9 protein-coding genes and 1 pseudogene are annotated in these 14862 nt (G+C 41.7%); 2 read left to right on the top strand and 8 right to left on the bottom strand.

Annotated elements, in window-relative coordinates; genetic code table 11:
* Positions 1–25 precede the first annotated feature (25 nt).
* Positions 26–649 carry a DUF1294 domain-containing protein gene (locus tag FNC98_RS16325; RefSeq protein WP_144035320.1) on the top strand — a complete coding sequence of 208 codons (624 nt, stop codon included), beginning with the start codon at positions 26–28 and terminating at the stop codon, positions 647–649.
* On the opposite strand, the gene FNC98_RS16320 is transcribed toward FNC98_RS16325, so the two are convergent.
* The 8 genes and pseudogenes from FNC98_RS16320 to FNC98_RS16280 form a co-directional block, all read right to left on the bottom strand.
* Entirely contained in the window at positions 638–2968 is a 2331-nt protein-coding gene (locus FNC98_RS16320) for a DUF2357 domain-containing protein (RefSeq protein WP_144035319.1), read from the bottom strand. The two genes, FNC98_RS16325 and FNC98_RS16320, sit on opposite strands and share 12 nt — an antisense overlap.
* Before the next feature lie 29 nt (positions 2969–2997).
* Positions 2998–4653, bottom strand: a complete 1656-nt coding sequence (locus FNC98_RS16315; RefSeq protein WP_221932901.1) for an McrB family protein — start codon at positions 4651–4653, stop codon at positions 2998–3000.
* Between the two features lie 578 nt (positions 4654–5231).
* On the bottom strand, positions 5232–6437 hold the full coding sequence (locus FNC98_RS16310) for a DNA cytosine methyltransferase (protein ID WP_144035318.1): 1206 nt from the start codon (positions 6435–6437) through the stop codon (positions 5232–5234).
* Between the two features lies 1 nt (position 6438).
* Positions 6439–7500: a DNA cytosine methyltransferase gene (locus tag FNC98_RS16305; RefSeq protein ID WP_221932900.1), complete on the bottom strand. Its 1062-nt coding sequence runs from the start codon at positions 7498–7500 to the stop codon at positions 6439–6441.
* A 238-nt stretch (positions 7501–7738) separates the two neighbouring features.
* Positions 7739–9298, bottom strand: a complete 1560-nt coding sequence (gene tnpC, locus FNC98_RS16300; protein ID WP_144035316.1) for an IS66 family transposase — start codon at positions 9296–9298, stop codon at positions 7739–7741.
* Between the two features lie 108 nt (positions 9299–9406).
* A pseudogene (tnpB, locus tag FNC98_RS17005) lies at positions 9407–9748 on the bottom strand (IS66 family insertion sequence element accessory protein TnpB).
* A 5-nt stretch (positions 9749–9753) separates the two neighbouring features.
* Entirely contained in the window at positions 9754–10050 is a 297-nt protein-coding gene (gene tnpA, locus FNC98_RS16285) for an IS66 family insertion sequence element accessory protein TnpA (protein ID WP_144035313.1), read from the bottom strand.
* A gap of 580 nt (positions 10051–10630) precedes the next feature.
* Entirely contained in the window at positions 10631–11056 is a 426-nt protein-coding gene (locus tag FNC98_RS16280) for a restriction endonuclease PLD domain-containing protein (RefSeq protein WP_144035312.1), read from the bottom strand.
* Between the two features lie 1087 nt (positions 11057–12143).
* On the opposite strand from FNC98_RS16280, the gene FNC98_RS16275 reads away from it, so the two are divergent.
* On the top strand, positions 12144–14678 hold the full coding sequence (locus tag FNC98_RS16275; protein ID WP_144035311.1) for a choice-of-anchor D domain-containing protein: 2535 nt from the start codon (positions 12144–12146) through the stop codon (positions 14676–14678).
* Positions 14679–14862 lie beyond the last annotated feature (184 nt).

Genomic DNA, 14862 nt, shown 5'->3' with positions numbered 1-14862 from the left:
TCATTTGAAGTCCAAGGAAGTAAACGTGAGATCTAAAGGGAAATTAATTAGCTGGGATGCTGGTAAGGGATTTGGCTTTATTGCGCCCACGACTACTGTGAGCGGCAAAAACGTATTTATCCACAAATCAGATTTCCAATCCGCAAATGCATGCCGCAAACGTACACCGCAAATTAACGATGTCATCACCTATACACTTTCTAGTGATAACAAAGGCAGAGCTTGCGCTATCGATGCTACGTTTTCCGGTGAAAAGCTCATCAAGAAACAGCCACAGCAGACGAGTAAGTTTAGTATTTACCTAGCCCTATTATTTCTAGCTTGTTTGTTCTTTTATTCCGTCTATGCTGGCATTTCTCTAACGCTGGTTTTTATCTACATTGGCCTAAGCATATTCACATTTTTGATGTACGGCTGGGATAAGCACAAAGCTCAACATGGTGGCTGGCGCACATCAGAGAGCACCTTGCACTTATTTGCATTATTTGGCGGCTGGCCCGGTGCTGCTATCGCTCAACAACTCATCAGGCACAAATCAAAAAAGAAAGAATTTAGGTTAGTTTTCTGGATGACGGTTATTTTAAATATCTTTGCTGTGTGTTGGTTGTTGAGTTCGGGGAGATTTGTAGCTATCGGGCTATCGCACTAAGGAATGATATTTTTCGTTAAGTTGCCCCCAGTCCGTTGTACGTGATAGTTCTTCTAGAGTGACTAGCTTTAATTTAAAGCTTGTGTCTGGATAGACGCTAACTATCTGTTTAATTTTTAGGGCTTTTCCTAATGTGAATAGCCAGTATATTTCATTAGGATTAGCGTAATTTTTGCAGCCAGATTGTTCTGTACTTATGTCTCTTCTTTTTACTTTTGTTGAGTTTAAAATCGGATAGATATACTCGATCTCTCTTGTTTCATTTTGGCTGTCTACAGCTACCGCCAAATAGCGTGCCTCTTGAATTATATGATGTTCAATACTTTGTCTTCGAAAGGCGAATTGCTTTGTATGATAAAATTCGGCGTTACCTGCTTTAAAATTGCTTTTATATTTCAGATCACGGTTCGGGCCCAGCTGGTTGGCAACTATAACTAGATCACTAAATCGCGAAACACCCGTTCCTAGGTAAGGGATTCTGGGGGCTTCCTCTACATAATATTTGTCCGTTATGGAGTTAATATATTCGGCAGGCTTTCTATTCAGCTTTTCTTTCAGAAAGTTTGTCAACCAAATGCTGCCACTATTATCTGGGGTTGGCAGTAGACTGAACGCACCAATACCAATTTCTTCAATCTCCGTGTCATAAGGGTTTAGTTCGAGTGATTGATCGTAGAACCCTGGGTACAATGCATAGCCACCAAAAATAGGCCTGGATTTTCGCACTATATCGTTATCTTTTTGTTTTTCAATGTGTATCAATGCATCCCGGTATCTGTGCATCTGGTTAATGGCATCATCCGGCACATAATCAGCACTGTTATCGGAATCATCAGGATTGTTGATGCGATACTTGGCATCGAATAGCCAGACAATTTTCTCCATGTTGGGAAATGTAGCTTCAAGATAGATATCTGGTTTTTGGGTTGTGGTCCAAGATTTAATCGTAGCCCCTGTTTTTCCGAAACGTGGTTCATGCGCAAGACGTATTTTTATGCCGTCATCTCGTTTCAGCAGGAGAGTACCTTGCAAACCATCTTTGAGTGAGACTTCAACTCCCGTGTTTATTAACGGGATATGTTTACGATCAACTTCAATAAATTCAAGATCCAATAGGATTCTGCGAATTTCAAGAAAACACCAGACCTCGTATAGCTCAGCAACACTTCTTAATGATAGGTTGTTATCCCCTTCGAGTAGTTCCAGATACCATTTTAATTGTTGCCAAACCTTATAAACTTTCGCATAGCCAGACTTCTGCTGCAAAACCAGAGATTCTCTTCTCAAGCCTCTAAAGCTCCCCACTTCCTTGAATAGAGGCTGTTGTAGGTATTCATGTATAGTATTTTGCCAATTATCTAACTTGCCAATAAAGCTGTCGGAAAGCCTTTGCTTTTCCGGCTCACTCTGGCTTTTAAAAGCCGCGGCTTTAATTTTTGTAAGTCTAGATACAGTAGTGGTAACAACTGACTTGATAAAACGGTTTTCAGGTGTATCAACACTTAAAATTTTCTTGTTTAGTGAAAAACGCTTGTCGGTTCGTTTATCCGCAATCGCTACCGCAATGTTTTCTTCCAACTTAGCTGACAGCTTGCCTTTAAGCCTATCTATTCGTACGCTTTTTTCAGTAGGTATTAGGCGGCTATGTGGCGCATTTATTATATGCTTAAGACCATAAGTCAGTTCACTAAACAGCTTTTCAAATTGCGCCAGCCAAAGTAATAGAAAATCAGGGTGGGGCTTTTTAGCAGCTTGCATTTTTTGTTCAGTTTTTTCGGCGAGAGAAAATCGCCATAACGGAAAAACTTCATCTATTGCAGTATTCATTACCCGCATATCAGAAGTCATATCCATTTTTGTTGGATGAATTTCAAAAGAGATTGATTGGCGTTTGTCCTTTCCGTCAAGTTGATAGACAAGATCAAATCTGAACCAACCAATGTCATTGCCGGTATTGATTGTAGCCCTGAGAGAATTGGTTCTCTCGCTGTAATGAAAAGAGTCTTCAACAGACCGCAATCGGTGTTCAACTCTCGGGGCGTTTATAGAGAAACCGTCCTTGAGTTTGTCATTGAAAACGAATTCGATATCATACTGTTTGTTTTCAAAAAATATGGGCTTTCCATCTTGGCATTTGAACTCTGTTTTCGCTTTTCCTGAACCCTTGCTAATAGCAGGAGAAACAATAACATCGGAGGCTGGTAATGGTTTTCCCCTGGCTAGCAATGTTTTGGCTAATCGTTTTCTACTACCGTCAATATTCTTTGACCAGACTATGAGATCAAAGTTGTCAGACTGAATAGAGATGAGCTCAGGCATGGATAAACTCTATCTTAGTTGAGTCAAAACTAAGGCCAATAACTGGTGAATGTATTAACATCGAGCCTGTTTCGCATCCAACTTATTTTCTTTCTCGAACGACAAAGAATATCATCAATCTCCAAGCCATTTTCATCAATTTGTAACAGGTCGATACGTTTTTTGTCTTCGCTCCAAATAAGGTTTAGTTTATCGGATAAAACCGTTTCAAGTTGATCGAGCAAATTCACAGGTTTATCGTTTAGAACGATCCGCAATTTGTCATCATCGCCATCGATGCGTGGCAGTACCTTAGTCATTAGAAAGTCATCCCAGACAGCTTGAAGTTTTTCTTCTGTGTCAGGTTTAAAAATATCAACGTGTAACAAGGCTTCGTTAAGAGCTCTGTAGGCAAGTTCAAATGGAGTATTGCGAAGTATATTATTTACTTCATCAAGAAACGTTGCTGTTTTGCTTCCATCAATATCAGCGCTGCACTCAAAAGTCGTTCTGGAAAAATGAGTTTTCGTGCTGTAGGTCATAGTTTTCGGTTTATTCTGTGTCCGCTCCATGTATTTTTTGTAATCATTTGGAAAGAATTCACCAAAATCTATGGATAAGGCGCGATCAATCACCTTGCGTGAAAAACCATGCGTTGTTTCATCCATATTGACCGTACCAGCAACAATCATATTGGGTGGTAAACTGATACCGTTATTATAAAAGTATTCCCACAGGTTTTGATCATCAACTAAGTTGAGATCTTTCTGTATATTCGCACCTTCTGTTTTTAGTACTGACTTGTCGAGTAGAGGATCGCAGCTATATTTGCCATCAATAAATTCTCTACTTTCAAGTACTGAAAGATAATCAGCAAAATACTGTTCGACTGGGGCGAGATTCATCTCATCCAAGCACAACCAGTATGGTGCACTATTTAAATTTAGTTCACCCATGCCATCATTGTTTGAATTTGGAGCAACAGCTTTCCACGCCTCGATAATAAACTGTAAAACCTTAGTTGATACATATTCCGGTTTGCCACCAACTCTCGATATATAGCCCAGAAGATCTGATGGCTCATGCCAGTCTGGTCTCACGGGAACAAGGCAGAAATTTTTACTATTAAGATTGTGCGAATTTGCTTGCTGTCTTACAAAACGGGTTTTGCCTGTACCTGAAATGCCCGCTAACAATAAAAAAGGTTTAGGAATGAATATGTGAGAGAGATTGTCATTTAGTTGCGATGTTATTCTTGGTTCTTGAGCTTCTTTGTCCTTTACAACAACTCTGGTAACCAGATTGTTATCACGACCTCTTGAGGGGAAATTTTTTAACAATTGATCGTATACTGTATCAGTCTGAGCTACAGAAAAATGCAAAACGTCATCTTTTCGATAAAAACAGCCAATAGCACCAGGGGTTATGTTTTTGTTCGAAGTTTCATCTCCAATATATTCACTAAAACCCGACAAGGATAATCTATGTTCGGTTTTTGAAGGAGGTTTAGAATATGTAGCGTTGCATGTTGTATTCACATCATGAAATAAAACTGTTACTTCTTCATTTATGTATGGGTTACTTTCAAAGTTAAATTCAGGAAAGAATATATTTCGAGCTTCCACTGGGACCAAGCAAAATGGGCCTCGATTTCCCAAGCCTAATTCATTTGCGTTAAAGCGGTGGATCCATACTAATTGAGACATAATGACCTCTATAAATTAACAGAGTTGGTTTTTAATCGTTTAAAACTATCTGTTGAATGAAATACAAGGAAGCCTCTAACAAGTTTTTCTGAAACTGAATTTGGAAAATAAACTTTTGAGCACATATAATTCCTTTTAACATTCATACGAGCATCTGGGTGAATTTGGCACTCCCCAGAATTTTTCTATTCTGAAATAATTACGATCACATAACCAATGAATATTTTTACTGATAGCGATGCCATTCATTGCACAACAAGATCTAACGGAAGAGAAAGCCTTTATCTGGACAGCGTCATGACAATAACGGTTCTTGTAAGAAAGATTATTATCTGTTAGTTCACATTTAGCCCCTCAGCGAGTGCCAAATAAATCATTGTTTTTATTAATATCATTATCAATGGAGTTAGTGTAAATTTTATATTAACTCGCATTTTTTAATTTGTAGCTATCCAAATCTGTCCGTTTTCTATTGTGCATTCTATCTCTAGCGTATTTTTCAGTATTTGCTCACTTACTCCATAACGTGGAACGAGATATTTATATTATCTTTTTGTTAGTTATTTTAAAAGTACGCGCTATTCCTGGAGAGATTTTGCTAAGGCCAGACTGATTTTTTTTGCGAAATTAGGTGGCACAGCATTGCCTATCATTTTGTACTTAGAGCCGTTTGAGCCGAGAAATTCGAAATCGTCTGGAAAGGACTGCAATCTTGCAGCTTCCCTAACGGTAATGCTTCTTGCTTGGCGTGAATCTGGATGTATATGCCGCAATCCATCCTTGTATAAGTGTGCAGGTATTGTATTGCTAGGAGAATCAGTTCTTAAAACGTGATACTTGTGAACTGAAGATGATTTTCCGGTTCTTTCCGTGTATAGCTGCTGAAGTGCTGTGGATGACGTATATTTATACTTTTTTGTTTCAATATCTTCTGCTAATAATCTAAATATTTCAATATCCCTTTGGTTGTGAAATCGAGGGTTGTGATCACTGACTATATTGTTAGTTGGTTTTACTTGTTGATGTGACTTACGCGTATCTGGCGAAGACAAAGGATATAACTTAGGTAGCCCTTTAAATGCTGATTCGACAGTCATGACTTTGTCAGATTTCTGTTCGTTTAAATATCTATAGAATAGATCAACCTTCTTCAGTGCATCAGAAAAAGACTTCTTTCTAAAAGCTGCGATTATTACTCTTTTTCTCTTTTGTGGAACTCCAAACTCTGATGTATCGAACAAAGCCTGCTCTTTAAGTTTGCCAGATATAATATAACCACTATTATTGAAGGTCTCTGTAATTCTATCTGTTATGGATATGCCTCCTGGCGCTGCGCTTAACATTCCAGGGACATTTTCAAATATAAAAGCGTCAGGTTGATAGTGATCTACGACTTTCATATATGATTCAAAAAGAAAATTTCTGTAATCATCATGCATCCCATTTGCATCACGAATGCGTCCTGCCACTGAATATGCCTGACATGGAGGGCCGCCAATTATTACGTCAACTTTTTGCTTTTTAATTATTCCATCAAGCCCAGGATGTACAGGGTAGCATTTAGACTTGATTCCATTGATTAGTTGCTGAGTTTCTCGTATGTCAAAAAGAATGCAACAATCTTCTGGGTTTTCATAACCATAAGCCGTTGCTAAACGGTTTTGCAGAGTACTGTGAGCATCTTTATCCCACTCCACAGCAGCTAGCATTTTATATCCGCCAGATTGTTTAAACCCTTCTGTCAAACCGCCACATCCGGCGAACAGGTCAATTGTATTAAGCATATTATTCTTCCAACAAATCTAAAATAACCTTTCCTAAATGAAACCCTAATAAAGGAGGAACAGCGTTTCCGACCTGCTTATATTGTTGTGTTTTCGAACCTAAAAATTGAAATTTATCAGGAAATGATTGCAGTCGAGCATTTTCCCGTACCGTTGGAACTCTGTCATATTTATAGTGGAAATGGTTACGATGGCCCGTATCAATCGTTCTTGACGGCTTTTTGCTATGATAGCGAGTCCAGGCCTCATTAAACTTTCTTGATTCCCCTACTCCTGGCGGAAGATCCTTGTGGTTTCCTCCTTCAGGAACTTGTTGGATAACTGATACTACATGATCCGTATGTTTAGTACCGACATGATTGAACAGTTCATTTGAACCGTCCCTCATTTGTTTCTGATAATCAGTTGTAGGCTTAGTTGTGTATTCTGCTATTTCGCTTCCTAAGTCTGATTTGAAGCATGGAAGGTCACCGATAGCTTGCTCACAAGAAACATAGCTCTTAGAATCGTGAGTTGGTTCAGGAAAACTGAAACTATAAGATCTCTTCACGCCAACATAGAACATCCGTTTTCTAATTTGAGGTATGCCATAATCCGGAGCATAGAGTAGCTTTTCGTGAGTTACATAATTTAGTTTTTCAAACTCTTCAATAATGGCGTTGCGTGCGCGACCACCGTAGAGATTGGCTATTCCCGGGACATTTTCAATTACTAAAAATTCAGGACTTAAACGTTTTGCCAGTTTGAATATCGAATAAAAAAGCTTGTTGCGTGAATCATCCTCATTGCGTGGTCCTGTCAAAGAAAAACCCTGGCAAGGGGGGCCGCCTACAATTAAGTTTATTTTTGTATTTCCTAAGGCCTTAACAATTTCTTTTATGCTGTCGTCTTCTGAAAGGTCGAGCTTCATTGGTATAGCGTGAGGATGATTGTGGCCAAAGGTTTCAAGAGCAGCTTCATCATGGTCAACACCAATTACGCAGTCAAATCCTGCCTGTTCAAAGCCATAAGATAATCCACCACATCCTGAAAAAAGGTCTATCATTAGGTGCTTCTTTCTCAATTTATACTCCTTCAATTGAATAACCATGTGAGACACGCAGTATATATTCATGCCCCGATAATTCTGGTATTAAATATCTAAACCCAGGCGACTGTGATTTTATACAGTTGTTGGTGTGGTGGTCAATTAAAATTACAAAACATGCCCATTAGGATTTCCGCGAGGTAGACATATTGTGTATCTTTCGGACCAGGGAGGAAAAACTATATTTAGTTCGTAAGCGTCTAGCGAACGGCGCCTAAGAGCGCTGGAAATTCCAGGGTAGAATGGCGTCGAGGTTGTCGGGACTTTGTGCCATGTGCTGCAGACAAGTTGAGATGTACTCATGCACGACTAAGTCGTTGGCCTTGGCGGTTTCCACCAGACTATAGAGGATAGCACTGGCTTCAGCGCCGCTTTTGGTGTTGGAGAACAGCCAAGCCTTACGACCAATCACAAACGGTTTTATCGCTCTTTCGGCGCGGTTGTTATCGATGTTTAATCTACCATCGTCCAGATATCGCTGGAACTTTTCAAACTGATTCAGGCTGTAGAGAATGGCTTTACCGAGTGCGGTTTTGGGCGGGATTTTATCTTTGTGGTCAAGTAGCCATTGATGGAGCTTATCTACAATCGGCTTGGCCAGTTGTTGCCGGCCTTGATATTTCTCTTCCGCGGTTTTGCCGGGTAGGCCTTGCTCAATACCATAGAGTTTACCGATTAGGCTTAATGCCACATCGGCTTTCCCGGCCTTTTTGTTATTGCCTTTCGCTTCGATGAATTTGCGACGCATGTGAGCAAGACAAGCCACTAAGGTGGCATCGGTTTGCGCATACGCTTGATAACCATCAACCTGCAGGTAACCGGCCAAGCCCTGTAAGAAGTCGACCGCACACTGACCCGCACGACTGTTTTGATAATCAAACAATACGATGTTGGGAAGGTCGGTGATACCCGGTTTATCTTCTCCAGTACAATACAGCCACATGTAGTTGGTCGCTTTCTCAGCGTTAATGACTTTCATCGGCGTTTCATCGGCATGTATTACTGGCTGTGATAGCAGGGTTTGCTGTAAGCGCTGATACAAGGGTTTAAGCAGCTGGGCACAACGTAACATCCAACTCGACATGGTTTGTCGACTTAACTCAATCTCAATATCCGCAAATAAGGTTTCCTGACGATACAACGGCAGACCAAACTGATATTTGCAGGTAATGATTTGGCTGAGTAAGCCTGGGGTTGCCATGCTTTTCGGGATTGGTGTGGCTGGCAATGGTGCGGTTTTAATGGTGCTTTGAATGCCTTGTTTGTCACAGACGCGACAGGCGTATTTTGGACGAACAGTGCGAATGACTTTGATATGGGCTAGCACAAACTCCAGCGCTTCACTGCTGCTTTCACCCATCTGATGCAGAGGGCCCTTGCAGCAATCACAGACTTTTTCTTTTTCGTCCAAGTCTATGGTTACCTCAACCCGAGGTAAGCTTTCTGGTAAGGGTCTTCGCTTCGGTGTTCTTTTGGCTTTTTCAGGAAGCTTCTCGGTCTTTAATAGCGCCTTGTCTTGCGCATCTAATTCCGCTTCCGCTTCATTGAACACTTCACCCGCGCCCGGCATTTTCTCCGATTTCTTACCATACTCTTTGGCAAGCTTGGCATTGTATCGGGCTAACAGCTCGTGAATTTGCGCGCTCTGCTCGGCAATGACATCATCTTTTTCAGCCAATTCATTATCTTTTTTGGCAACAACGTCTTGCAACTCAAGCAACATTTGCTTGAGTTGGTCTGGGTCATTGGGTAAGGAATGGGCATCAAATTTCATGCCCACAGAATAGCAAGGTTTGAACCGTAAATCTGCTCGCAAGGGCAGATGATACCTGGTGTTTCGTCAACGATCGTTGACTGGCGTAAAGGCGCAATTGCGATCGTGTTAAAGCATCGATTGATAACGCAATTCCTGATGCCCGAGCACATCGTATCCAGACAATAGCCAATGCAGTTCTTGCTCCGATAATACAAACTCGTTTTCGCTAATATTCGCCGGCCATTTAAAGCGCTGCTTTTCCAATCGCTTTTACCACAGGGCGAAGCCGGTTTTATCCCAGTACAATAGCTTGAGCTTATTCTTAGATTTGTTGCAAAACACAAACAGCGCCCCGGTATATGCATCACGGCCAAGTGATTGCTCGACAATCCCAACCAAACCATCGATGGATTTTCGAAAGTCCACCGCATCACGATGCAAGAATACCTGCTCAGGCTCAACAAACATCTTCATCACACAAGCGCTCGCAGTACTTGTCCCAGATAATCGGGAGGTGTCGCCGCTGGCAACTCGACCGTTGCACTGCCCACCTGGATTCGTATCGAACAGGCGTGCTCTATCACTTCCACTTGTTTGGTGATTTTTGCCTGCACAAAACCGCTCGGTTTAAGGCCAAACTTTTTCCGAACGGTATAAAAGGTCGTACTGGAAAGCTGATGTTCACGACAATACTGAGCTATCGTTAGTCCGCTGTCTTGCTGCTCTTTGATGATGTGTTGCCATTGCTCCTGGCTTCGAAATATTCTCATAGTTATCTCCAAAAATGTCTGGAGATAAGGTACAAAATGAAAATCAGGTTGGGGATGTGTGGTTTGCTAGACGCTTACTTTAGTTCGATGATACACTTCCTTCTAATAAAGGGATGGTTGGGGAATAGCATAAAAGCGGCTTTCACGAATTCCTATTATATGGATGATGTTTTCCCTAGATGGGGATGAACTAGAAACATGCGAGCCAAATAAAAAAGTACCATCCTCGTCTTGCTAGTTGGAAAAGACCTGTTAAATGGGGATTTCGTTCTTGTTTGTACAATCGAAAGATCTCAGTGAGGCCTGCTAGGGCATCGTTTGGGAAGTCGTAAATTTTTATATATGGTGTTTTTTGGCATAAGCCTAACGATGATTGTATTACGTTGTTGGCCACTAGAAAATCTTTGGGATATCGAGGCAGGCAACGTAACATTTTAGCTGCAACAATGATTGCTGATCAAAGTTGCAGAGTGAGTGCAATTGTGGATGGATGTTTAGGGATATTTCGCGACTATGCATTACATAACTTCAATCAAACAAAGAGGCACGTACATCCAATACTACACATGCCATGTTTAGTTTAAGAAGAGAAGTTAAAATGGTAGACTCCATGAACCTGAGTCACGCCGATAAATGTTCTACCATAATTGTTCAAGTCTTGTGTTGTTATCGGTTCACCCAGAGGTACACCTATGCGGGTACGAATATATTTCCCAAGAACGCTTTTATCTCCGACTACACTCATTTGTTTTGGATATGTAAGGTCGCCAATTGTTTGGGTACCTTCCAATAACATAGTCATCTCCGCTCCATCATCCCAAATTACACTGACTTCCTTGATGTGGTTGACTGGCGGAAACAGGTGAGGGTTAGCCCTGATTTCCGGAGCTCGGATGACTAAGCATGCATCATCAGGATTGGTATGGTTGTTCGGGTTTTGCCCCCAATTCAAGCCATGACAATCTTGAACACTTCCATCACGACCTAACAAGCTTAAATTATACATAATACAGAGGCCTAAAGTTATTTTATTGTTTATAAAGGGTTATTTTCCTATTAGTTGAAGGTGCGGTCAACTCTTTTTATCGACTTTTGGATTTGAGACTTACTCACGTAAAAAATAGATTTAATATCAAGGTAACGCGCAGCTAAACAGTTTTTTAAGTTTTACGGATAAATAAGAAATTTGTGATTTTAGAGAAACACCTTTTATTCTCACCTAAAGCATATTAGCCATCTCATGAAGGAGAAGTGCTCAGGCTACTAAGCGGCCAAATCGATTTTAGCGAGAGTGTATTCAAAGCAATTAGAGCTTGATTTTGATCATATAAAATATGAGCTAAAAAAACTGTCAGATGTATTTGCTCGTTTCCCCGGTCGCTACCAGACCAAAAGCAATAAAAACTCTGGATTGATGTTCAAGCTTACAACTAAGGCCAATCTCAATAAAGTTTAATGTTGTTTAGGAAGCAATAAGTTTTTTCACGATTCTTATTAGCTTCGATATTCTTTGGCAGATTGTTTTGGAAACCCACTCATAAGTTTTGTTTAAAATCCTTTCGTACAGAGGGATATGAGATCTGGAGGGCAAGGTGTAGCAGATAAAAATTCTGTCCGACAGCTCAGGAAACCCGACAGGGTTTTTATCTCGTTCTTCTGGAACAGTTTTTTGCGGTTTTAATGTTGTCATCTTTTATTCCCTTAAATCGTAAATCCTGAGGTTAGACTCTAACCGATTATATTTCTTTATTCAGCCAATTCTTCCCATAACTGGCTAAGTCAATTTCAATTTCTTTCAATAAAAGCACAAATCTGGACCCACACACAACCCCAATCCCATCACTATCATTCCCTCGAGTCTAATTGGCATAGCCACTGGTGCCATAAAGATTCAACAACTGGTTCTATGTGTAAAAAATGAGCAGGTTAGTATCAAAGTAGCCTTTATTTATTGCCCTTATATGGACATGTGGGGCATGCCGTTAAACGGCGTGTTTCTGGATGAGCGTTAGACATATTGGCGAGCGTAACTATCAAGTTGTTATGAGCATAGTTATTGATTTCATAGCAAAAATAATAAGTAAGGATCAAATATGGATTACTTAAATATAAGGTCAGTCGCGTTAGCGTTGGCTTTATCAACGGTTTCGATAGGTGCAGTCGCCGATGTTATTGAAGATTTTGAGGATGGTGACTTTGCCGGCTGGACTACATCTGGCACGGTTGCCATTAATACCACGAAAACCATTGGTAATTACTCGATGCGCCTTAAAGGTGGAGCAACTGCGGAGCGCAGTTTTGCCGCCGATGGCGATGTTACCGTGGCTCTGGCCGCTACCAGTTTAGAAACCGGTAACTTTTGTGATGTGTATGTATCAGAAGACGGGGTTAATTGGGGAAGCTCATTAATTACCTTAAACAAAGTTCAGGATGATGGCACATTCACTACCGCAACCACCTCAACCAATGGTGGCACCACCTATATTCGTTACGTGCAAACCGGCTCTGCCGCCGATTATTGTTATGCTGACGGTATTAGCATTGTTGGTGCCGGCGTGCCGACACCAAGTGTGGGTGCTTCTGGAAGTGGCAGTTTTGGCGATGTGTTAGTTGGCGATAGCGCCAACAATACGATTACCGTTAGCAATACCGGTAATGCCAATTTAGATGTCACTTCTATCAGCGGTGCAAGCGCGCCATTTAGTCTTGCCAACGATAGCTGTAGCAACAGTTCAGTTGCGCCGGATAGCAACTGTTCATTTGATGTGGTATTTACGCCAACAGCGGAAGCGTCATCTGCTGCAACTTTGACGATTGCCAACAACGATAGTAATCAAACGCTTGCATTGAGTGGCACCGGTACGGGCACGCCGCCTGAACCGCCTGAGCCTTCAGGTGATTTACATGTGTTTACCGGTAACGGTAATGTTGCGCGTACTGCCCTGACGATAAGTGAGCTTAACGGTTCAAGCTTAAGCGTGCTGGATTTTTCCCATTACAGCCATGGTGTTGCGGAAATTGATGCCGATAATTCCAATGCCCAGGAGCCAACCAATACCTTTGAGGGCCGACTGGTTCTTAATAGTGGCAACGCCACAGCATTGAATTTTGTTGAGAGAACGTCAGGCCGGGGGCAAGCAGGCAATTACAATAGCCCAGGTACCTTACCGGCATTTGATTTTGAGTTCGTACAAATTGGCTCGCACATTATTCCGAAAACTCGTGGTTTAATTGTCAGTGGTAATATTGGCTCGCCAGATTTTCAGGACTGGAACTATATTCTCGAACCAGGCCGGGTATGGAATGAAACCAATGATGGCGGTTATAGCCGGGTAGCTATCCCATTTGCCCTGCAGGAAAATCAGGCTAACTGTACGCACAACGGCATGATCACCTTCGCCTTTAAAGATGATGGTTCTATTACTAATGCCGCGGTGCAAATTGGTGGCGAGACCTGCTTATATTTTCAATATGATTTAACCGGCTTAGTACCTGCCAGTTATGTACAAGGCAATGTTTCTGGTGCGGCGACCATCATTGCTGATTATGAGGCAGAAGTGGCGAATCGTATTCCGATTAAACCGATTGCTGAACTAGCGAATGACTACCCTGCTGCCAACATCAATGTGGCAAATATTGGTTCCGAGCAATCGTCTGCACCTACCACCCATGGTGTCTTGTATAACGGCGTGCATTATGCGGCAGCCTGTAGCACCCGCCATGGTGATTATCCGTTCTGTGAAGTTATGAGCTTACCGTCTTATTCAACGGCGAAAACGGCAACCGCTAACTTTGCTTTCGCGTTACTTGTTAAGCAAAATAGCGCTGCCCGCAATATGATGGTTTCGCCAAATGTAAGCGAGTGTCAGGATGGCATTAATGGAACCAGTTCTATCTGGAGCGATGTTTCCGTAGAAAATGCGCTGGATATGGCAACGGGTAACTATCGTTTATCGTCTTATCAAGGAGATGAAGGCAGTACTGCCGTGGTTAATGAGTTTTTCCTAACCTTTACCCATGATGAAAAAATCGCCCACTCCTGTGAGCGTTATATTCGCAAGTCGTTACCAAAAACCCACTTCTCCTATCATTCATCTGACACCTACATAGCGGGTGTGGCGATGGATAATTACAGCAGCGGTGATTTGTTCGATAAGCTGGTTGATGAAGTATACAAACCATTAAACCTTAGTCCGGTAACCTACACCACAGTGCGAACGGAAGGCGCAGTAGCCGACCCATATTGGAGCCATGGTTTGACCTGGCATTCCGATGACATGATTAAGCTAGGTCAGTTTATTAATGACCGCGGTGTGATCAATGGTCAGCAAGTATTAGACCCGAGCATTATGGATGACATGTTGGTGAAAGGCGGCGATCTTGGTTTAGAAACTTATGGTACGGAATCTAATTACCTGAATGGGGTTTGGACATATGATATGGGGCAGCGCTCTACTCCGCTGTGTCCGGTAGGTTCCTGGGTGAGCTATATGTCAGGTTATGGTGGTATTGGTGTGGTGATGTTCCCGAATGGCGCGGTTTATTATTACGTAAGTGATAGTGACGCCTACGCGTTCGGTGGTGCCGAAGCGGAGCTGCATAAAATTAGCAATATCTGTGGTAATTAATTGCTAAACCTTTATAGCCCAAAGCCCCGTTGATGTTTAGTCAGCGGGGCTTTTTTAATAGTAGCTTCAAGCACGCATATGCTCCTAGCACACGATTGTAAATCGTACTTAAAACCGTTTTGGGCATGCAATCAAGTATTGTCCTAGCTTTTAGCAATTGTTTTTTCATTTGGCTTTGATTTCC

The sequence above is a fragment of the Thalassotalea sp. PS06 genome, from assembly GCF_007197775.1.
Classification (GTDB): Bacteria; Pseudomonadota; Gammaproteobacteria; order Enterobacterales; family Alteromonadaceae; genus Thalassotalea_A.
The sequence above is the reverse complement of the archived record's forward strand: the minus strand, read 5'-3'. Positions and strand labels throughout refer to the sequence as shown.